18 protein-coding genes and 2 pseudogenes are annotated in these 22,243 nt (G+C 41.3%); 9 read left to right on the forward strand and 11 right to left on the reverse strand.

From position 1 onward, the window contains the following. Positions 1-105: 105 nt before the first annotated feature. The 5 genes from ylqF to H6G79_RS27065 form a co-directional block, all read right to left on the reverse strand. Positions 106-990, reverse strand: a complete 885-nt coding sequence (ylqF, locus tag H6G79_RS27045; protein ID WP_190594481.1) for a ribosome biogenesis GTPase YlqF — start codon at positions 988-990, stop codon at positions 106-108. Positions 991-1,079: 89 nt separating this feature from the next. Further along, positions 1,080-1,466 carry a VOC family protein gene (locus tag H6G79_RS27050; protein ID WP_190594482.1) on the reverse strand — a complete coding sequence of 129 codons (387 nt, stop codon included), beginning with the start codon at positions 1,464-1,466 and terminating at the stop codon, positions 1,080-1,082. A gap of 206 nt (positions 1,467-1,672) precedes the next feature. Further along, positions 1,673-2,608 carry a glycosyltransferase family A protein gene (locus H6G79_RS27055; protein ID WP_190594483.1) on the reverse strand — a complete coding sequence of 312 codons (936 nt, stop codon included), beginning with the start codon at positions 2,606-2,608 and terminating at the stop codon, positions 1,673-1,675. A 72-nt stretch (positions 2,609-2,680) separates the two neighbouring features. After that, the gene (gene fdhD, locus H6G79_RS27060; protein ID WP_190594484.1) at positions 2,681-3,520 is read right to left on the reverse strand and encodes a formate dehydrogenase accessory sulfurtransferase FdhD; all 840 of its coding nucleotides are present in this window, start codon (positions 3,518-3,520) and stop codon (positions 2,681-2,683) included. Between the two features lie 79 nt (positions 3,521-3,599). Beyond that, positions 3,600-4,331, reverse strand: coding sequence for a Uma2 family endonuclease (locus H6G79_RS27065; RefSeq protein ID WP_190594485.1), 732 nt, complete (start codon positions 4,329-4,331; stop codon positions 3,600-3,602). Positions 4,332-4,732: 401 nt separating this feature from the next. Between H6G79_RS27065 and H6G79_RS27070 the strand changes: the two genes are divergently transcribed. Together H6G79_RS27070 and H6G79_RS27075 are read left to right on the forward strand one after the other, a co-directional pair. Continuing rightward, the gene (locus tag H6G79_RS27070) at positions 4,733-5,119 is read left to right on the forward strand and encodes a 6-carboxytetrahydropterin synthase (protein ID WP_190594486.1); all 387 of its coding nucleotides are present in this window, start codon (positions 4,733-4,735) and stop codon (positions 5,117-5,119) included. A gap of 448 nt (positions 5,120-5,567) precedes the next feature. After that, positions 5,568-5,783, forward strand: a complete 216-nt coding sequence (locus H6G79_RS27075) for a hypothetical protein (RefSeq protein ID WP_062296670.1) — start codon at positions 5,568-5,570, stop codon at positions 5,781-5,783. 59 nt (positions 5,784-5,842) lie between these two features. Here the strand turns inward: H6G79_RS27075 and ribD are convergent, their stop codons facing one another. After that, positions 5,843-7,069 (reverse strand): bifunctional diaminohydroxyphosphoribosylaminopyrimidine deaminase/5-amino-6-(5-phosphoribosylamino)uracil reductase RibD, encoded by a 1,227-nt coding sequence (gene ribD / locus H6G79_RS27080; RefSeq protein WP_190594487.1) that lies wholly within the window; start codon positions 7,067-7,069, stop codon positions 5,843-5,845. A 356-nt stretch (positions 7,070-7,425) separates the two neighbouring features. Here ribD and H6G79_RS27085 point away from each other — a divergent pair, with 356 nt between their 5' ends. Both H6G79_RS27085 and H6G79_RS27090 read left to right on the forward strand, forming a co-directional pair. Further along, positions 7,426-7,674, forward strand: coding sequence for a helix-turn-helix domain-containing protein (locus tag H6G79_RS27085; RefSeq protein WP_190594488.1), 249 nt, complete (start codon positions 7,426-7,428; stop codon positions 7,672-7,674). Positions 7,675-7,778: 104 nt separating this feature from the next. Continuing rightward, positions 7,779-8,351, forward strand: coding sequence for a restriction endonuclease (locus H6G79_RS27090; protein ID WP_199331537.1), 573 nt, complete (start codon positions 7,779-7,781; stop codon positions 8,349-8,351). 8 nt (positions 8,352-8,359) lie between these two features. Here the strand turns inward: H6G79_RS27090 and H6G79_RS27095 are convergent, their stop codons facing one another. From H6G79_RS27095 to H6G79_RS27110, 4 genes are all read right to left on the reverse strand, one after another. Next, positions 8,360-9,448, reverse strand: coding sequence for a site-specific DNA-methyltransferase (locus H6G79_RS27095; RefSeq protein ID WP_190594489.1), 1,089 nt, complete (start codon positions 9,446-9,448; stop codon positions 8,360-8,362). A gap of 396 nt (positions 9,449-9,844) precedes the next feature. Further along, a complete protein-coding gene (gene mreD, locus H6G79_RS27100; protein ID WP_062296673.1) occupies positions 9,845-10,465 on the reverse strand; it encodes a rod shape-determining protein MreD in 621 nt (206 codons plus the stop codon). Further along, complete coding sequence (mreC, locus tag H6G79_RS27105; protein ID WP_190594490.1) at positions 10,462-11,283, reverse strand: rod shape-determining protein MreC; 822 nt, start codon at positions 11,281-11,283, stop codon at positions 10,462-10,464. The genes mreD and mreC overlap by 4 nt, the downstream gene beginning before the upstream one ends. Positions 11,284-11,376: 93 nt before the next feature. After that, positions 11,377-12,384, reverse strand: a complete 1,008-nt coding sequence (locus H6G79_RS27110) for a rod shape-determining protein (protein ID WP_190594496.1) — start codon at positions 12,382-12,384, stop codon at positions 11,377-11,379. A 1,212-nt stretch (positions 12,385-13,596) separates the two neighbouring features. Here H6G79_RS27110 and ltrA point away from each other — a divergent pair. Together ltrA and ssb are read left to right on the forward strand one after the other, a co-directional pair. Then, entirely contained in the window at positions 13,597-15,288 is a 1,692-nt protein-coding gene (ltrA, locus tag H6G79_RS27115; protein WP_190594491.1) for a group II intron reverse transcriptase/maturase, read from the forward strand. Positions 15,289-15,375: 87 nt separating this feature from the next. Beyond that, positions 15,376-15,672: pseudogene (ssb, locus tag H6G79_RS27120) on the forward strand (single-stranded DNA-binding protein); the annotation flags it as partial. A gap of 62 nt (positions 15,673-15,734) precedes the next feature. Here ssb and H6G79_RS27125 read toward each other — a convergent pair. Further along, on the reverse strand, positions 15,735-16,478 hold the full coding sequence (locus H6G79_RS27125) for an SIMPL domain-containing protein (RefSeq protein ID WP_190594492.1): 744 nt from the start codon (positions 16,476-16,478) through the stop codon (positions 15,735-15,737). Between the two features lie 482 nt (positions 16,479-16,960). Between H6G79_RS27125 and H6G79_RS27130 the strand changes: the two genes are divergently transcribed. The 3 genes and pseudogenes from H6G79_RS27130 (at position 16,961) to H6G79_RS27140 (ending at position 21,731) form a co-directional block, all read left to right on the forward strand. Continuing rightward, on the forward strand, positions 16,961-18,238 hold the full coding sequence (locus H6G79_RS27130) for a 4Fe-4S binding protein (RefSeq protein WP_190594493.1): 1,278 nt from the start codon (positions 16,961-16,963) through the stop codon (positions 18,236-18,238). 513 nt (positions 18,239-18,751) lie between these two features. Then, a pseudogene (locus H6G79_RS27135) lies at positions 18,752-19,141 on the forward strand (cation:proton antiporter); the annotation flags it as partial. A 736-nt stretch (positions 19,142-19,877) separates the two neighbouring features. Continuing rightward, positions 19,878-21,731: an N-acetylmuramoyl-L-alanine amidase gene (locus tag H6G79_RS27140; protein WP_190595079.1), complete on the forward strand. Its 1,854-nt coding sequence runs from the start codon at positions 19,878-19,880 to the stop codon at positions 21,729-21,731. The last annotated feature ends 512 nt before the right edge of the window (positions 21,732-22,243 follow it).

The following is a 22,243-nucleotide window of genomic DNA, read 5'->3' on the forward strand; positions in this document are numbered from 1 at the left end:
GCCACTATCTGAGAACTGGGAGCATCATAGCCAAGATTAATACCTTTTATCTATCAGCCGCCGTACTGTTCTTACTGACTACTCAAAAATGTCGGGAATCGTTGTTTATACTTTTGGTGGTAATTCTAGAGGAATTGTCCCTAATAAACCCTTGCGATAGTCTGTGAAAAGTTGTCTCGCCGCACGTTCAACATCACCGTTGTAGCGATGTTCTGCCAAAGCTTCTAGGTATGATTCGCCTGTGTAGTTAGATGAGTCGAGTTCGTAGCGTAACTTGAATGGTGACTCTGGTAATAAATAATTCGCTGTTATATGAATTTCATTTATAAAATCTACGAATGCTGATGCGACGAGTTGATTATCATAAGATGCTTGTCCAATATCATCACAAATTGCTAACTTCAACGCTGCGGCTTGATTTTCTAAACGGGAAGGAATTACCCCAGGCGCATCAAGTAATTCTAATTGATCAGATATACGTACCCAGCGTAAGTTACGTGTGACACCTGGACGTGCAGCACTTTCTACTACACGCCGTCCCAAAAGGCGGTTAATTAAGGCTGACTTACCAACGTTAGGAAAACCAATCACTACAGCCCTTACAGGACGAGGTAACATACCGCGATCGCGTCTTCGTTGATTTAGTTCCACACCCGCAGCTTGGGCGGCTTTAGCAATAGCCGTTACACCTTGACCATGTTGAGCATTGGTAAAATAAGGTATTTCCCCTTGACTTTTAAACCAATTTGTCCATAGCGATTGCACTTGGGGTGTAATCATATCTAAGCGGTTCAACACCAAAATCCGCGTTTTGCTTCCCACCCATTCACCGATTTGCGGGTGGTGCGTCGCTAAAGGAATCCTCGAATCGCGGACTTCTAACACCACATCTACCAGCTTTAGCTGTTCTTTGAGATTCTTTTCCGCCTTGGCAATATGACCCGGATACCATTGGATCAGGTTTAATTTGTAGTTGTTTGTGAGAGACATATTTTTGTAGGGAGTAGGGAGTGGGGAGTGGGGAGTGTGGGAGATGGGGGAAACAAGGGAGATAAAAACTAATGACAAATGACAAATGACTAATAACTATTGACTCCCTTAGCTTCATGCAGAATTAGGCGGTTACCTTCAGGATCGTAAGCATAGATTTCTCGTCCGTGGGAAGCGATGGAGATTTCGCCGGGTGGAGGATAGCCTAAATTTGTGAGATGAGCGATCGCAGTTTCTAAATTACTCACCTCAAAGCACAAACTTATTTTACTTTTAGTTGAGTTGGTAAATTCTGACTCATGACTCTGTTTCGGTTGAAAAATTCCCAAACGTAAACTTGTTAGTTGAAACTCTGCATAAACATTGGGAATTAAAGTACTCGGTTTTTCACTGAACAATTGGGTATAGAAATCTACTAATTTTTCTAAATTCACTGTGGCGATCGCCACGAATACTTCAGTATATCGCAAAACCATCACTATTATATTTCTCAAACTGTCGTTAATTCATCCCACTTCTATAGCAATCCTAAATCTTCTATAAACGTCTCTCTACCTTGTCTCCCTTGTCTCTTTAGTTCATTCCTCAAATAAGACTGCTACATCAAATGCTGCACTCTATAAATGCTGTAGAGACATTGTATACAACGTCTCTACTATTTTCTACTGGATTAGTTCAAAATTTAAAACATTGCAGACTTAGCTTGAGAAATTGCATTTAGCCAGGGTTTGATATCATTACCATCCGTGTGCATATTCCATCGCTTACCAGTACGTTTAAAGGGATAAACATTGTTTTCTACAGCCCAAATTAAATCATCTAAATGTTTAATAAAATTTTCACCATGTTCTACAGGATGAATTGCCCAAGTCCCAGCCGTCATTGACCAACGTTCAAAACCTTTGACTTTAAAAGTATGTGTAAGTGAATTTTCTAATGGTTCTTTGATATCCTTTTGGACTAGTGGTAAAACTTGCTTTTCCAATCGCTGGCGGTCTAAGAGAAAATATCTTGTAGAAACGTTACCTGCTTTATTCCACAACTTTTTAGGTTTAGACTTTGCCGGACGACCAGTTAATTTTTCGAGGAAACTTTTAGCTAGTGGCGGGCCGCCTTCGCAAGTAGCAATCACAACTGATGAATTTGCCTGCAACATTTCAATTCCTTCATCTATCCAAGATTTTCTAGTAGCATCTCGGTAAAATAACACATCAGAATCAACATGCAAAATATAATCACCAGTACACTGTTCTAAGGCAAAAAGATATTGATAAATGGGCGCTCCATCAAAATCTTTAACATCTATATCATCACGCCCAAAATACTTTTTTAAGACTGACCTTTGCAGTTCTTCATCCCAAGGTATTTCATCTACTCGATCAATAATTCCCTCAGTTTGCAGTTGTGCTAATTTCGTTCTTAATTCGTCTATTTGTCCTGTCTGACGTTCTAGATATTTACCAGATGGCTTACCAGGATCTAATGCTACCAGTCTTTCGGAGAATGGATAATCTAGAGAACGCATCATACTCCGAAGTATTTGATTGATGAATGGGGTATCAACAATGCACGCATTTACAGTAAAGCTAACTTTCGGCTTTTGACCAAGCGTGTTCATATTTAAATATCCTAGGTTTTGATGACAGAATTACGTAAAAATCAAGTAAAAAAGGTGATTTTTTAGAGCATATCACGCTGTAATTATTCTCTGCCATCCGGTATAAACATTAAAGCGGTTTCCCCGTAAAAATCCTACTAAAGTAATACCAAATTCTTCGGCGACAGACACCGCCAAACTGCTAGGTGCAGAAACCGAACAAACAATTGGAATTCCTGCAACTACAGATTTTTGCAAAATCTCAAAACTAGAACGTCCACTCACCATGACAATATGACGATTAAAAGGTAAATCACCACTTAGTAAGGCGTTACCAATCAACTTATCTAAAGCATTGTGACGACCAACATCTTCTTGTAAGTTCCCAATTTTGCCTTCAGCATCAAATACTGCTGCTGCGTGTAACCCTCCAGTTGCCGAAAAAATACCCTGATGCGATCGCAACTGATCAGATAAGCTGTAAATAACCTCGGACTTGACTGTTAATTCCGAAGTAATTTTTGCGTAACCCCGTAAAAGTAAAGCCTCAACACTCGCTTTACCACAAACTCCACAGGCACTATTAATATAAAAGTGACGTTCTAAAGGCTGTAAGTCTGGATTTAACCCAGGCTTTAACTGCACATTAATAATGTTATAACGCTGTTCGCCATCTACAGATTTATCTGTGCAGTAACTCATCCTGTGAATATCTTGTTTACTATTAATTACACCTTCACTAAACAGAAACCCCGCCGCTAATTCAAAATCTGCACCAGGAGTTCGCATAGTGATAGCTACTGTGCGCGATGGAGATGTCAACCGAATTTCTAAAGGTTCTTCTGTGGTGAGTTGGTCTTGTCGCAGGCGTTTTTTGCCATTTTCGACTACCCAAACTTGCGTTTTAGTTTTGCTTCTTGTCGGGGGTTTCATTGATTAGGATAATAGTCACACTTATTCAGTCCTATCATTAATTAATCAAGGGTGCGATCGCGCAACATCATCAATAATTTTACAGAACATCGGGATCAATATTTAACTCCCGCAACTTAGCAGCCAGACGTTCTGCGCGTTGCTTTTCTTGTTCTGCACGTTGCGTTTCCTGTTCTGCACGCTGTTTTTCTTCATCTGCGCGTTGTTTTTCTTGCTGTGCCAGTTCTTCTGGTGTCGGCAATAACTCCCCTTGTGCTGTAAAATAGCGCAATTGATTATTCTGGACACCTAAATATAGTTCTAACTGCTGACTCCATAACCAACCTTGAGAATTTGGTTCTATTGGTTGGTATTGAGCATAAACTAATTGAAACCCTGCAAATTCTAAATTATTTGGGTCAAACCAAAAATATTCCGGTGTGCGAAAAGTATCTTGGTAGATTTGTTTTTTTAAGCCTTTATCTGTGGCTTTTGTGGAGGATGAAAGTAACTCGACAATGATATTAGGATACTTACCGTCTTCTTGCCAAATCACCCAACTTTTGCGAGGTCTTCTTTCGCATCCCCGCACGACAAAAAAATCAGGGCCACGAAATTCTTCTGATTTGAGTTGACGTTGACTATAATATATTGTCAGATTTCCAGCCGCATAAAAGTCACTGCGGTCTTGCCACCACAATTCTAAACATTGTAGTAACAAAATAATTTGGCGTAGATGTAAATCGCTTTCCAATGGTGGTTCGTCACTATATATATCTCCTGGTGGAAATATTATATCTGTGGCTGGTGGCAAATCTTGGGCAACTGACATGACTTTCTTAGGGCTAGAGTTGAGTCAACTGGTTGGAGATTACAGATGTCATTACTATCATAATCTGGTTGAATCTTGAAAATACTGAGTAGCGATCGCATTTTAACCCCCAACACTACCAGCGCGATCGCACACTTGCAACTGTGATAAATTCTTTAAAATGCCAAGCTAACCCGATATCTGCCATATTATTTTTCTAAACTAGTATTAGCAATACTATAAAAGTCTGATTGATTTACACATGCAATTACAAGAGATACAGCAGATTTCCAGTTAGTTAAGTACACAATTGAGTAATCAACGCTAGGCTAAAAGCCGATTCTGATGCTGCATTCTGTATTCTGACTTCTAGATTTTGCTGTAAGTATTTATCTCTAAATTGCCTACGAGGTAATCTTAAAATGCCCAAATGGAAAGTAGTAACGGAATTTTCTTTTAGCAGCGCCCACTACATCAAAGATTATGACGGCCCCTGTGGTCGGATGCACGGACATAATTATCAAGTCCGCATCGAAGCCACCTCAACACAGTTGCATTCTTCACAATTCTGTCCTCATCCAGTCATGGTAGCGGATTTTAGAACTTTACGTTGGGCAAAACAAGATGTCACAAAAGGCGGTCTTGACCACTGCATTTTAAATGAAGTTATGCCTCCTGAATATGAGACTACGGCTGAAATGATTGCTAAGTATATTTACGATGAAACTAAGAAGCGAGTACCGCCAAATGTACAATTAAAAGTTCATGTTTCAGAAACACCTAATAGTTGGGTGGAATATGAAGAATAATTTTAGTCCGTAGATTGTTACACATCTTTATCATTGGGCAAAGTTAGTCCCTAGTAAACAAGTTTTATCATTCTGCATAAAAGAGGGACTAATTTCTTTTTTTTAGTCTTTAGCCCCTCATTTATCCTTTTTTCGGCACATAACTTTATTAGCTATAATTTATTGTTTCTTAAATATTTTTGTTAATTAAATACATTCTTAAACCTAAAGAATTAAGATATTTCTTTTGGTAGATGGCATTTACAAATTATTATAAGAATACCAACATAGTATTAGTAAACTTTTATGAACTAGTCGATGTAAGAGTGCCTTTCTGAAAGTTCATAAAGTTATAAATCACATTATTAATTTTTTAATAATACTTGTCTCAGCTTGTACATTCATGCCATAAGTCACTGCCGAAATTGTGTAATCTAAAAAAAGCTAGGCTAATCTTCAATGAGGTCTGATGACTCCCAATATTCTGCGTCAGCTTTGGTCTGTGGTTGAAACTGCCCAAACCATGACCCTCCTACAGCTGGATGATGCTAGCTTGGTGCAATGGTTGGTAAAACAAACCACAACACAAGTTTTCTTAGATTCCCATGAGATTGATTCTCTTGGTGACTATATTCAATCCCGGCTAAGTTTGATACGTGACATCGCTTATGAGCGACATTATTAATAAGTCAATGGTCAATAGTCCAGAGTCAAAACCATTGATCATTGACTATCAATTATTGACTATTGAGGTAAATAACCTTCCACTAAGCAATCGGAACCAACCACACGCCAACGCACATTTTCTAAGGGCAATGCTTCGGTCATGTTAGTAAAACCCAAATCACCAACGGGAGTAGGCGCATGACTACCACCAATAATTTTAGGAGCAATAAAAGCCATAACTTTTTGTACTGCTCCTTGCGCGATCGCACTTGCAGCTAAATTACCGCCACACTCCCACAAGACACTGCAAAAACCCCGTTCATATAAGTGCATCATTGCTTGTGCGGGTGTCAGTGCGGGTAATTCCACAACCTCCACGCCAAATTTAAGTAAGATTTTTTGTAAATCAGGGTTGGCTCCAACTTCAGTTAACACCAAAGTCGGTGCTTCTTGGGTTTCCCATAAACGGGCGGTTTCTGGCAAATTGAGTTGACGACTCATCACCACTCGTAACGGATTATGCGCCCCGACTTGATGGCTAGTTAAAAAAGGATTGTCTTGTCGGACTGTATTACCACCAACAATGATGGCATCACAAGCCGCCCGTAGTTGATGTACTTCACTGCGGGCGGCTTGATTTGTTACCCAAGCACTATGACCAACAGTCGTAGCAATTTTGCCATCTAAAGTCATGGCATATTTCAAAATCCCAAAAGGTTTTTTATAGAGAATGCGATGTACAAAAGCTTCATTTAGCTGCTGACAAGCCTCAGTTTCTACCCCAACTACCACCTCGACACCAGCAGCACGTAAACGCGCAATCCCGCCCCCAGCTACCAAAGGGTTAGGATCAACCATACCCACCACTACCTTAGCCACACCCGCCTTAATCAATCCTTCCGAACAAGGAGGAGTGCGTCCATAATGGTTGCAAGGTTCCAGATTGACATAAACTGTAGCACCATGAGCGCGATCGCCAGCCGCCCTCAAAGCAAAAACTTCAGCATGAGGTTCACCAGCACGGGGATGAAACCCTTCACCCACAATCTCGCCATCTTTGACTACAACCGCCCCCACTAAAGGATTAGGCGAAGTGCGCCCTAAAGCACGGCGGGCAAGTTCCAAGCATCGCTGCATCATCTGGGAGTCAAAGTCAGCTTCACTGCTCATACTGTTCTGCTTTGGGGAATCAAATACCACTGGCGTTGGCGCAGCCTCTCCAGAGGAGAATCGCAATCTCAAGCCATCTTCTTGAGTGTAATTTAGCGATGTATCTACTTGAGTAACAACTGGGGAATTATCCATAAATTTTGAGCAATAATTTCAAGATTCTGCACGTTTCCAATTTGGATCTTCATACCTCAACATTAATATTTCCAAGTTACTGTTCGCTGTCGGCGTGCTTACTTAAATAACGAAATCTCCACGCCAAAATCTACACAACACTAACCAGCATCTCAAATGTAATTATATTTACCATACCTGTTTTCCTTTTATATCAGTAGGCTCTCGCTAAAACATTACTCACAGAATTATACTAATAACCTATTTTGGGTTAATCCTATATTAGGTTTTAGTATCTAACAAAACCTTGATTGCAGTACTTGAGAAAACTCTCGTAGAGATTAAGTGAACTGTTACAGAAAACAAGTAAAATTCATGTGCCTAAATCAATCTTTACTGAAAGATACAATCGATTTCGTCAATTGCTGATCAAAGCTCGCCAAGCAGCTATGCTAACTCAATCTGAGCTATCAAATAAGCTTTCTCGTCCACAATCATACGTCTCGAAGTATGAACGCGGTGAACGCCGTTTGGATCTAATTGAGTTCTTAGAAGTAGCGGAAGCCCTTCAGGTCGAACCAGAAACATTTATCAAAACATTGCTTGAGGAAAAAGAGGAGAAATAGTCATTATTATTCAATTCTCTGATTTTAACAATGCCGATCAGATTATCGGCCCCAACACAGAGTATGAATCTGAATGGAACGAAATTAGTACTAGCCTCACTCAAATGCCTTTGCATATTAAGCCTTCTGATCAGGCAAATATTAAAGGTAATCCGATTTTTGATCCAGTAGGCAGTAATCAATATATAAAAAATACATTGGTCAAACTAGGATGGCATAGTAATATCTTAATTCCAGTAGAATACAGATTCTTGGGAAAAGACGTTGATTTTGGTAAATCCGGTATTCTGCTAGAAAGCCAATTTTCTAACTATCCATTTCTTTTAAACAATCTCTTACGATCAGAGTTATTTTTTAAAAGTAGCATTCATTTTGCAGGTAACTCTACAAAGCTATTAGTGATTATTACAAAAGCTCAAATGTTTCCTGCTTCTAATAGTACTCTTTACTACGAACAAGCTGTTCAACAATTAACTGCTTTAATTAAACATCATGTCTTTGATATACCAATTAGACTAATTGGATTATTCGAGCAGAAGAATACCACCATATCAGCTATTTATACGGTATACCAAAGTACAAGATATTCTAGAATTGTCAATACGCAGATTGATTGCCAATGTCAAATCCTGTCAAGTAACGCCAGAAGCAAGCGTTATAAAATTCATATACCTTAGCTCAAAATTTAGAAGAGTTCTAACTCGATTTGTTGACTTTTCTGAATTTTCTCCGCAGTTTTTTTACCATTGCCATTGAGTTTTGGATCTATCGGAATATCTTCACCTTGCAGAGTAGCAGAAAAAGCTGCTTCCTCATACAGTAATCGCTCATACATTTCTTGTAAATGGTACTCTTCTGGGTAGATTTTAGCTTTACTTCTATCTGAGGCTTTTTCGCCAATTTGCACATCAAATCTAAATTTTTCGATGGGCTGACCTGTACGCTCAACATAATCTCGTAAAGTTTTGAGATTGGGAAAATAACCTTTTTCATCAGGTTCCCCACTGAGTCGGCGAAGTCCTACTTGATGATATTTGGGGTCTATTTCCGTACCGATAAAGTTACGGTTGTGGTTTTTGGAAACAACTGCGACTGTACCTGCACCCATATATGGGTCAAAAACTAAATCACCTGCATTAGTTGTCGCTAATACAATTCTGGACACTAAATCTTCTGGAAACTGACAAGGATGTATCGTTTGTTCTTCATGATTATGTTTCACATTGCGGAATAACCAAATGTCACCAGGATTTTTACCATCTGGATTACAGGATAATTCTCCCTTACGATTTCCTCGATAATGCTTTTTATTTTGATATTTTTGCGGAACTCTTATAGCATCTAAATTGAATATATATTCATTACTTTTAGTAAACCAGAGAATTGTTTCATGTCTACAAGAAAATTTCTTTTGAGCATGAAGTCCATGTTGTCTAGCCCAGATAATTCTATTTCTTGGCAGTAAACCACACGATTCTAATATGGGAAATAAGCGAATATCTAGGGGAATAATCGTACCTTTATCCGCAAAAGCTCCTACCTGCCAAAATAGAGAACCTGTTTTTTTTAAAACCCGGCTGCACTCTTGTAGAACATTTTTTTGTGATTCTAGATAAATATCGAGAGCTTGTCTTGCTTCGTATTCCTTTCCTAAATTATATGGAGGTGAAGATATAACTAAATCAATACATTCATCTGGTATTTCTTTTAATAGTGTTATGCAATCTCCTAAAATAATTTGATTGATTGGTAGTTTCTGTCTTTTATCCTTCAACGTTACACCTACCTTTTGAGCAAAACACTTTATTATTCAATACAATAACCCAAAATAGGTTATTAAACCACCTCACATCTATAGCAAGGGACAGGTAATAGGTGATACCATTTCACTTTAAAAATGATACAGACATGAAAGCAGCGCCTCGACTTCGCTCGGCGACCGGAATCAGAGTTGCAGAGGAAGTGATTTGTATCAGTAATTTCGTGAATTGGTATGACAGGGGTAAAAGCTTTGTGGTGTCTAAGTCTTATTATTTATCGATGTCCTAAGCAACTTGGCTACTGCTATAAACTATTGACTATTGATTTTTAATCAAAAAGAGTGAGGATTTAGGCTCTGAGCCTATGATTCCTCACTCCCAAATTTCCACTCAAGATATTTCCTCTGTAACTATTGTTCGATCGCTTTGCGCTTTTGCCACCACAAATTCAGGGGATAGTAAACCACAGGAGCCCAAAGACTGCTGAGAATAGCTGATGCTAGGGCAACTCTTTGGTAATAAGCCCAGATGTATTCTACTTTGCGATCGCCCGTCAAACTCAATTGCAACCCAAAAATTGACTCCGACAAAATTGCCATGATAAAGACAATTAAAGCAATAGAAATAAAGTCTTCCTGGATAAATCGCTGCTTCTGTACTAATCCTGTGAGTAATCCCACCAAACCCAAGGTGACGGCGTGAGTTGGATCTGGTGAAGTTAGGGCATCTTGCAGTAGTCCTAAAACTATACCTGCGATCGCTCCTTCCCAAACCGAGCGTTTGATACTCCAAGCCACCACCCAAATTAACAGCCAATTCGGCCCCAACCCCAACAATTCTGTGCCAGGAAAGCGCGTCGGCAATAACAGCAAGCATAACAGCACAGATCCAACTGTCACAGACAAATCTAACAGTTGCACTACACGCGGATGCCAACGGGCGATGGGTTTGCGATAAGCTTTAGATTTCGATTTCCGTTCCGCAGCTTTTGGCTTGTTCGATTTACGACCATTGAATGAAGGTATCTTCATTGTTGATTTGCCTGTTCTTGCTCCTTGGACTGTGGCGTTTCCTGTGGTTGGTTTGTTGGTTTAGGATACACAGCCACCCAATCTAATGACCTAATTGGTGGGAAAAGTTCAACTTTCGCCACCGATGCTGGTAGTTTCTTTAAATCCAAAGATTTGATTTTGCCTACTGCCAAACCAGAGGGAAATTTTTGACTGTAAGTGGAAGTCGAAACTAAGTCTCCGACTTTGACATTCGGCACTTTTTCATAAAATTCCAGCACCGCGTCTGCGGAAGAATCGCCCCGTAACACTCCCTTGGCAGAAGTACGGCTAACAGTCACACCCACTTGACTTTTGAGGTCACTAATCAACAACACACGGCTAGTATTCGGGGTGACACTATCTACCAAACCAACTAATCCACCCTCAGCCTTGACAATATACCCTTCTTGAATGCCAGAATTTGAGCCACGATTCAGGGTTACTTGTTGCCACCAATGATCTGCACTCCGCCCTACTACCCGCGCTGGTACTGGACGTGATGCGGCTGGCTCAGGTTGGACATAACCCAATAAATTTTGTAACTGTTGATTTTGGCTTTCCAGTTCTTGAATGCGGGTTTGCATCTCCATAAACTGGGCATCTTTGAGGCGTTCTTCCAAACGTTCTGCGGGAGTTTGCCCAGATTGTAAAAGCTGTAGAGGACTTGTTACTACTTGATAAACTTCCAGTAGCATTGCCCCTTGAGTCTGTCGTAATATCCAAGCACCACCTAGTACAAGGGCCAGCGAAGCAACCTGTAACCCTTTGCGACCCCACCAACGACGTACAGTAACCATGTATACCTATTTCTATATTTTGATAGATATCGGATTCTATTTATATGAAACCCAAATTCAAGCCAAATAGAACCCAATATCTCATATTTTTTCCTACATATTTTTAGAACGGGCGCTGAATACCCTTTCAAGCTGTTTAAAGTTTTCTAAGACACGGCCTGTTCCCAGTACAACACAGCTGAGTGGATCAGCTGCTATGTGAGTCACAATCCCCGTTTCATGACTGATTAGGGTATCAATGCCTTTGAGTAGCGCCCCACCACCAGCCAGCATAATACCACGGTCGATGATGTCAGATGCTAGTTCTGGCGGGGTTCTTTCTAATGTCCGTTTTACCGCTTCCACAATGATGGATAACGGTTCCAACATACTTTCGCGGATTTCTGGACTTTTGATGGTAACAGTGCGGGGTAAACCAGACAGTAAATGTAAACCTCTGACTTCCATCATGGTTTCATTATCTTCATTGGTGGGATAGGCTGAACCCAGACGAATTTTGATTTCTTCTGCAGTCCGTTCACCAATTACCAAGTTATGCACTTTCTTCATATATTGGACGATGGATTCAGTCAGTTCATCACCGGCAATGCGTACTGATTCACTCAACACTGTGCCTTGAAGACTCAAGACGGCAACTTCTGTTGTGCCACCACCAATATCGATAATCATGTTACCAGTGGGTTCGGCAACTGGTAGACCTGCTCCAATTGCGGCGGCAACTGGCTCATCGATTAAATATACTTCTCTTGCCCCAGCTTGAACTGCGGCATCCATTACAGCCCGTCTTTCTACCCCGGTGACACCACTGGGAATCCCAATCACAATTCGCGGTAAAATTAGCGATCGCCCTTCGTTAACTCGCTGAATAAAACTTTTCAGCATTAACTCTGCCGTATCAAAATCAGCGATTACACCATCGCGCAAGGGACGCAAGGCAATCACGTTTTCCGGTGTGCGACCGAGCATTTTTTTGGCATCTTCTCCTACTGCCAGCGCCACCTTTTCGATTTGGTCGATCGCCACTACAGAAGGTTCTTGCAGTACAATGCCTTTACCTGATACATAAACAAGGGTATTAGCAGTACCGAGGTCGATACCCATATCCCATGATGAGCGAAAGTTCCTAAACAGCCCCACGCTTCTCTACGCCCCCTATTCGCAATACTTTTTGACTATAAAAAAATGTTAGATGGAATCGTGCTGGATTCTATTACGTTTTTGATCATCAGTCTAGTAAAGTTGGTCATTTTTTGATTTATTCTTGACCATACTGACTAGATTTGTGACATCCACGTTTTCGATATTCCCTGCCCAACTCAGTATATCCGTACGGTTTTATTAGTTTTCCCTAAGTGATAGCTCAAATTAATATCGCTTGCAACGTTGTTAAGTTTGTAACACATTTTTAATCATCAGGAGCCAGAATACAGAATTCAGAATTTCCTATGCTTGAAATCAGGAATTTTGGCTAGGTAAGAATTTTTGCTTCTGCTTCCACAATTAAAGCAAAGGTCAATTCTGAATTCTGCCTTATTCAGTTCATAATTGGCTATTATGGAAAACAAGATAAATCAGTACGCCAGTACTAAAAGGTAAGACACATGACTATTAATATAGTCCACCTCATTGGTCGTGTAGGTGGCGACCCAGACATGAAATATTTTGGTGCGACCCGTTGAATGGGAAACCAATCTCTTTTGAGGTTGGAAGCCATTCGCAAGGATAAGTAGGAATGCCTACATAACCTTGATAACTTAGCTTCTGAGAGGGTGAGATTTCTAAGAAATATTAAGAGGAATCAAACTTTTAATAAACTCTTTAGAATTTCAATTCCCTCCTTCTAGATGCAAGGAGATGCAACACCCCCATTAGGGCGATTGACTATCAAACTAGTGAAGCGGGGAGTAACGGAGGTAACTCTGAACCTGACGGAGAATCCCCCCAAGCAGAGATGGGCATGAGTAAGATTTTCTGAATCTACGTTTGAGCCGTCGTCATTTATATCAGCCTACACAGGTTATTGGCTGTGCCAAAAGGCAAGGATTTGGGCTAGGCAATCCGAAGTTTGACCTAGAGCATCCCCACACAAACCCGGCGGATAGTAGAACTCTAAACCCATCGCAAAGCAGAAGCTAGGAACGGGATAACCCCTCAATTTCTCTCACAGTGGTCGATTTTGTGAGCAGGGAGTCACCCGCATGGAATTGAAGGGAGGGATTGGCTCAGAAGCCAAAGCCTTTGGGAAAGCCAAAGGATATGCAGACAGAGCCACGGTAACTCAGAGATGGATAATTCAGTAGGAGTCAAAAAGTCATGGACACGGCAAACAAGCCGATGTATGAATGGGAGACAATCAACTGGTCACAAACCCAGCGATTAGTCTTTAAGCTTCAAAAAAGAATCTATCGAGCCTCAGAGCGTGGTGATGTCAAGGCAGTTCGTCGGCTACAAAGGCTGTTGACCAAATCGTGGAACGCCAAAGCGGTAGCAGTCCGCAAGGTAACTCAGGACAATCAAGGCAAAAATACGGCTGGGGTTGATGGAGTCTCAAGACTCAGAAATCACCAGAAAATTCATCTTGCTAACAACCTGAACTTGAGTGACAAATCTCAACCAACAAAACGGGTATGGATTCCTAAACCTGGGAGTGTTGAGATGCAACCGTTAGGAATACCGACGATGAGAGAAAGAGCGAAGCAAGCCCTACTGAAGCTGGCTTTAGAACCAGAATGGGAGGCGAAATTTGAGCCTAACAGTTACGGTTTTAGACCTGGTAGGTCATGTCATGACGCAATAACTGCAATTTATAACGGTATTGTGCAGAAGCCAAAATATGTTTTAGATGCAGATATTGAGAAGTGCTTTGACCGCATTAACCATCAAAAGCTACTTGATAAACTCAACACAACGCCAACATTTAGAAGACAGATTAGAGCTTGGCTCAAATCTGGAGTTATGGATGGAAAAGCGTTATTCCCCACAGAAGAAGGTACGCCGCAGGGAGGAGTAATTTCACCTCTACTTGCCAATATTGCCTTACATGGAATCGAAGAAATGTTGACGAAAAATTTCTCTAGAAGAACAGGAAAAACTAGCAGAAAACGAAAACCTAGTTTCGTCAGATATGCAGATGATTTTGTTCTGATGGATGAAAGTTTGGAAGTAGTTCTAGAAGCAAAACAGCTAATAGAAACATGGTTAAGTGAAATGGGGTTAGTTCTCAAAGAATCTAAGACGCGAATCACTCATACCTTCATGAAATATGAAGAAAAGGTAGGATTCGACTTCTTGGGATTTCATATCCGACAGTATCCATGTAGTGATAAACAAAGTGGGTCAGTTGGCGGAACTGAAAGAAAACGAGGACACAAAACGTTCATAAGACCCAGTAAAGAAGCTATCAAACGACATTTGAACAAAATCGACGACCTACTGGAAAGAAATGGCAAATCTAGCCAAGAACAAGTAATTAATGCGCTTAACCCAGTTATTAGAGGGTGGGCAGCATATTACTCAACTGTTGCTAGCAGTCATACTTTTAACAATATGGATAGTATTTTGTACCAGAAATTGTTTGCATGGGCTAAGAAAAGAAAAAATCGGGGACAAAACAATACTGAGCTAGTCTCCAATTACTGGGGGGTCAACAGAGGATTAGGCTGGAAATTCATGACTCCAGATAATGAGTATGTCCTAGAAAGATACCGGGACACTCACATCAAAAGGCACGTCAAAATCAAAGGGGAAAGAAGCCCCTATGATGGCGACCTAACTTACTGGAGTAATCGTCTGGCTCAACATCCTATGCTACGTTATGTAGTAGCCAAACTCTTGATTAAACAGGAGAAAAAATGTAGCGAATGTCATCTCATGTTTACCAGTGAAGACATCATGGAAGTTCATCACATCGATCAAAATCGCGGAAATAACAAACTGAATAATCTTACACTGGTGCATCGACACTGCCACGACATCATACACGCACAAGGTACATACGCGAGCTGAGTTATTGAGGAGCCGTGTGCGGTGAAAGTCGCACGCACGGTTCTGAAACAGAGGTAAGCAGGGCGACTTGCTTATCGACTGTAACATTCCGGTAAAACTAAATGTAGATTAACCCTGGCAGTCAACAGAAGAACACGCAACAGTGACGAGCCTGACTGGTTCGAGTTGGAATTGTGGGGAAAAACTGCTGAAGTGGCTGGTAATTATGTCCGCAAAGGTAAGCAAATTGCCGTCAAAGGTTCCTTAAAGTTTGACTCCTGGAACGATCGCCAAACCGGAGTTAGTCGTTCTAAACCTGTGATTGTCGTAGACCAGTTGGATTTATTAGGTTCTAAAAATGAGGGAGACAGCAGTATGAATGATATGTCTCCAGATAATTTTTAGTTGGTCATTGGTCATTTGTCAGTACAAAGGACAAATGACCAATGACCAATAACCAATGACAATTAATAACTAATTTGCAACGTCACCGATGCTTCTATTTCTTGTTCACCACCAACTACAGGTGTAGAAACATCTTCCGCGACTTTTGCCGCCTGGGCGCGGAAAAATACAGGTGATGGCGGGGCGCTGGCATTATTAACTTGAATGCTGACGATTTCTTTCGATTTGAGTCCTAACGCGCTCAATACAGCATTAGCTTGTTTCTGGGCATCCTGAGTAGCTTCTTTAAGTGCGACTTCGCGGGCGGTAGCGATCGCATCATCACTAGCAATAAAACTAACACCGTTAATTTGCGTTGCCCCGGCTTTCACCGCATCATCTAGTAATGTGCCTGCTTTCTCGGTAGGAATGCGAAAACTCACATTATTCACAGCAGCATAGCCAGTAATGCGCTGCACATTGTTGGTGTAACTGTAAACAGGATTGAGGCGGATACCTGTAGTTTCTAATTTCTCGACATTACGACTTTTGAGCAAAGCAACCACAGCTGATGACCGCTTGGCAGCTTCTTGCTGGACTTCTTCAGCCGTTTTACCTTGAATCTCCACTCCTAAATTCACCAGCGACAAAGTAGTAGCAATTGATTCCGTTCCTCTTCCACTCACAGTCAAAGTCCGCCATAACTTTTCTTTTTCTTGGGCTGATGCAGGTAAAGCCACCGTGACAAATAACAGCAAAGCTAACGGTAGAGATTTCCAAAACTTCCCAGCACAAAATTGAGAACCAGACAAAGCAGTTCTAGACATAAGCTTGCACTCCTCTAAACAATGTATACAGATGCTAATAAGTAAACTGCATCGAACTATCATTCGTTAACTGTCAAGCATTAATAGTTAACAGTCAATGCGCTCGATACCATTTCTATGTTTCTACTGTGACACTGCTCTAGTCAAAAACAGGCACGGTTACATTTTTGGAAACTAAAAATCACAATAAAACTTTTGTCACCACAGAACTAAAGTTTTACAGCCTGTGTAGGCAAGCTTGGTTCCTTTAGCCGCGACTTTATTAGCAAGCGTGCAGAATTTGAACTGTGAGTATTTAGGCTGAGTAATTACGAAGAAAAGATAAAGATTTAAGTATATATACTGTTCTGGTCTGATTTAGCCAAGCTGCATAATAAGCCCAACGATAAATACAAAATTTTTAACTAGATTGTTTACCCAATCATCGACTTAACTGGTTCTACATTCGGCATTCAAAAAATATTATTGAGTGGAATAGATCCATGCTCTTGAGCATAGCTGAACGTCAGATGCACTGGGTGCGCTGTCTGTTAACTTTCGCATGGCTCCTAATTATTGCTTCCCTATTGTACGACCCTTGGACTCCGGCTCTGATTCACTTAAATCATACTTCTACCCCACAGGAATTTGCTGTTAGCTGTATTCATGTGCAAGGTAAATGCTTACCAGAAAGAGCATATCCTTTGGGAACAACTGTGATGTGGGGAGTAATTGTACCTGCATCCATTTTTATTTTGCTAGTATTTGGCCATGAACTGTGGCGGCGCATTTGCCCGCTTTCGTTTCTGTCACAAATTCCCCGCGCTTTGGGTTGGCAGCGTTACTCTCAACACCAGCAATCTCGATTAGGAAAAGAACGCTACAGATTAGCCAAAGTCAATCCTAAATCTTGGTTGGGTAAAAACTATGCTTACCTCCAGTTTGGCTGGTTGTTTTTGGGGTTATGTGGTCGGATTTTATTTTTTGATGCCGATCGCCTAATTTTGGCATCATGGTTGTTATTTACAATTGTCTTTGCGATTACCGTTGGCTACTTTTATAGCGGCAAGACATGGTGTAATTATTTTTGTCCAATGGCACCAGTAGAAAAGATTTACAGTCAACCCAGTGGGTTATTCAGCAGCAAGGTTGATAGGAAGAATCAGCCAATCAGCCAATCAATGTGCCGCATTGTTTTGCCAGAAGGTAAAGAACAAAGTGACTGTGTTGGCTGTCAAAATGCTTGTATTGATATAGATGGCGAACGGGCTTATTGGCAAGACCTGAAAAAACCCTCAGAATCTTTTGTCCGCTATGGTTACAGTGGCTTAGTATTTGGTTACTTTATTTATTACTACCTGTATGCAGGCAATTGGGAATATTACTTTTCAGGGGCTTGGGCGCGACAAACTAACCAACTGGCAACTCTATGGAGTCCAGGGCTTTATTTATTTGAACGGCCAATTTATCTACCCAAACTCATAACTGTGCCAATTATTTTGGGCGGATGTACAGCGATCGCTTATATTTTAGGACGCTGGGCAGAAACACAAGCCAAAGCCTATAGTCGTCGGCGCAAACTTTATCTGTCTCCCCACATCATTCGCCATCGGATTTTGACAATCTATACCTTTAGCATCTTTAATTTCTTTTTTATTTTTGCTGGCCGTCCTCTCATTTTATTACTGCCATCTTGGATACAGTGGATTTACAATTTACTCCTAGCTTTAGCAAGTACACTGTGGTTCTACAAAAATCTACCCCGCCATCCGCATCTTTAATAGAACTCACGCACAAAGATTTACTGTGGAGACTGGGTGTAGGGGTAAAAGGGTGTAACTCGAATTTCTCACGTATGGGTAGGGAGTGTGGGGAGTGTGGGGAGTGTGGGGAGTGTGGGGAGTGTGGGGGGTGTGGGGAGTGTCTTTCAAGGGCAGGCTTTTTTTATTAGACAAATTTTTGGGCTTTTAAAACCAAAATTATTGTCTGAACAGTTAAAACTACGTTTCATAATTGAGAATATTCTCAACTATTTATCGAAGGTTTAAAAACCTGCCCTTGAAAGGTGGGGAGTGTGGGGGGTGTGGGGGGTGTGGGGAGTGTGGGGAGAGAGGGGAGAAAGATTTCTTAACTATCCTCCCACTCCTCCCACACCTCTGGATTTCTCATAAGAGAGAAATCCAGGGTAAGGGTTTTGAATAAGTCGCCAGCAAAGTTGGTGGAGAGTTATCCAAGCGCCTTGGTTTACCACTTGTGTTCGGCGAACTTGTCGGTGGTGCGATCGCTTATATTATGTGTTCAATAAAATATTTGTGGCGATCGCAGATCAACTCAAAACCCGTGGCGAGTTAGTCATTCCCAGTAACCACGAAGGTTTAATTATGGCGATTTTCCTGATTACAGTAGCCATTATTGGTAAAGTGATTACAGGTTTGAGCGTGTCTGGTCAACCCCAAATCAATCGTTTGGCGATCGGTGTAGGGATGATTCCACGAGGAGAAGTTGGATTAGTATTTGCTGGTGTCGGCGCAGCTAGTGGCGTTCTCTCAAAATCATTGGGGGCGGCAATTATTATGATGGTTATCCTCACAACTTTTTTAGCTCCGCCTGTGTTAAGTTTCGTACTTCCCGATTCCCAAAAAGTAGCAACTGACTCCGAACAATTAATTCAAGATGAAAGCTGAGTAACTGGAGACTAGGAAACAGAAAGGTGGCAATCAAATTATCTACTTCCTCCTTGCTGATTTCCTCATCCCTGAGTTAATGACAGGGTAAGAATTCAGGAGTCAGAATCCAGGAGCCAGAAGGTTTAAAGAATAGGAGAAATATTTGATGAATTAACTGACTAATTTACTAGATACCTCTAAATTCTGACTTCTGACTCCTGGGTACTGAATAGTGACATGACAGGAAACTTCTATCTCAGAATCTGCGTCCTCTGATATCGTTGTTTCTCTGCGATTGTGCCTATTGATTCTTAACTTTGAGAACTTAATTTGTTACCAAACTTACCTGATTAATCATCTTTATCCCAGTATGTTCATAGTGACTAAAAACTAGTAATTACCAATATTGCAATATCTTTAAAACCGAGTTGAAATTTGTTATTCCTAAAATTGTTGGCTCATTCAAAAAAACACAATTAACAAGAATTGACCAAAACCAGAACTATCTGGTTATATTTGTGTTGCCTCTCATAGTAGTTCGCGTAGAATAGCCAAGGTAGTTAGGAAATCCACAGAGAATCAAATTTAGACCTGAAAATAACTTACACTCTGTCACCTGTTACCTGTTATTAATTGTTTCTTTAACCCAAAAAAAAGTTCAGGTCAAATCTCAAAATTATTTCGTAACTGGCGCACAATTTATGCAAATTTTTGAGATATTGACTTCCATGAATGTGAATCAGGAGAAAGGATTGTGAAATTACACTGGTTACTACCCGGTACGGTTGGGATGATCTGCTTACTGTCTTCGCCAGTGTTGGCTGCCAGACTGGAGTCTTGGCGGTTTGATGCCCAGCAAAACCGTCTGGAATTTAATACTTCTGGGGGTGTCCAACCCAAAGCACAACTCATTTTCAATCCCACACGCTTGGTTATTGATTTACCAGACACAACCTTTGGCAGACCACAGTTAACACAACCTGTAGGCGGGGCAGTTCGGGCTATTCGTGTTGGTCAGTTTGACCCCCAAACAGCCCGTATTGTGGTGGAACTGGCTCCTGGTTACACTCTTGACCCCCAAGGGATAAAATTTGTCGGGATAACGCCTAGTCGTTGGAGGGTACAATTACCCAGACCCAGACTAGAGCCTGTAAATTCTTCCGCAGATAATGTTTACAACGTAGTCACCAGCCTAGACTCAGATACAAGACCACCATTGCCAAGAGTAAGCAGCACAACACAAAGCAGCACTCAAATTGACAGCTTACAAGTGACAGGGGATGGTTTTTTTATTCGGACTAGTGGCGGCAATCCTCAAATTAGGGTGAATCGGAGCCGCGATCGCTCTACAATTTTTATGGATATCTCCAGCGCCACTTTATCCACAAATTTGGCGCAGCGAGACCTCAGCGTTAACAGGCATGGCGTAAGTCGTGTAGAATTTACCCAACTCCAAACCAGTCCCCCAGCAGTTCGGATGACTTTGCGAGTAGATAAAAATAGTCCAGACTGGCGAGCAGCTAGAAGCGGTGCGACTGGTTTAATCGTTCTACCCAACCGATTTGCCAGCTTACCAAGAAATAACTCCTCTGATAATCAACCCGAATATTCTCCCCCCACTCGCCGCATTGTCAGTGACCAACCAGCCACAATTGAAGCTATCGAACTGTCTGATGATAATAAGCAACTTTTAATTCGAGCCGACCAAACCATAACTGCTAGGGGTGGCTGGGATAGAACTTCTGGGTTGTATCGCATCACGATTAATGATGCTAAATTAGCACCCCGGATTAAAGGCCCCACATTTAATGCCAACAGTCCCATTTTGCGGGTGCGCCTGCAAACACCAGACTCGAACACGGTGGTTATCTTAGTCCAACCTGCGGCGGGAATACGATTTGGGCAAATTAACCAAAATAATGACGAAGTAGCACTGCAATTACAAGGTTCACGCAGTGTTGTTACGGTTCCTGGTACGTTACCTTTTCCTTCAGATAGAGGCCAATTACCAGACCCCAATGAAAATTCTCCTTCCCGACCTCCAGTTAACACACGCCCCATCCCCAAAGGCAGAGTTGTAGTTGTGATTGACCCCGGACATGGCGGTAAAGACCCCGGTGCAATCGGTATTGGTGGTATCCGTGAGAAAGATATCATTCTCCCCATTAGCAAAAGGGTGGCAGAAATCTTACAGCAAAATGGTGTGCAGGTGATTATGACGCGTAATTCTGACTATTTTGTGACTCTTCCTGGACGAGTCCAATTAGCAGAGAGAGCCAACGCGGATGTGTTTGTCAGTATCCACGCTAATTCTGCCGGTGCTGGTCGTCCCGATGTCAGTGGTTTAGAAACTTATTATTATGACAGTGGTTTGGGCCTGGCGCGGGTGGTACATAACAGTATTCTGCAAAGTCTGAATGTCCGAGATCGGGGTGTGCGCCGAGCCAGATTTTTTGTCCTGAGAAAAAGTTCGATGCCTTCAATTTTGGTCGAGACTGGTTATTTAACTGGTCGGGAAGATATTGCGAAGTTAAGAACTTCAGCTTATCAAAATCAAATGGCAGAAGGGATTGCCCGTGGTATACTCCAGTACCTCAAACGGAGATAAATCATCATATATAGGAATCCGGTTTGATTTCTGAATTTATTTGTGTAGGTAGGGAATAGGGAATGGGGAGTCGGGAGTAGGAAAGAAGCCTGATCTGATACCATTTCACGAAATTACTGATAGAAATCGCTTCCTCTGCAACTCTGCTTCTGGTCGCCGAGCGTTCGCGCAGCGTCTCCGTCAGGAGAAGTCGAGGCGCTACTTGCATATCCGTATCATTTTTAAAGTGAAATGGTATGAGTGTACTGATTTTTTTCCCAAATCAAATATGACTCCTATAGCAATCCGGTTTGATGTCCAAATTTACTTGTGTGGGCAGGGAGTGGGGAGTAGATTTTTTTGTAATTCATTGAGGACTGCGATAGTTAGCAAATTTTAGTAGAAATACTTAACTAATCCGATGAATAACTCATAGTTTTGTCTGCTTCATCGTCATCTTGCTGATACCAAGCAAAATCTGACTGTAATATCACTGATGAAAATGATCGGTTCTCACTTTTTGAGTGAGAACT

Origin of the sequence: Anabaena sp. FACHB-83 (assembly GCF_014697485.1) — a bacterium.
Classification (GTDB): Bacteria; Cyanobacteriota; Cyanobacteriia; order Cyanobacteriales; family Nostocaceae; genus Nostoc_B.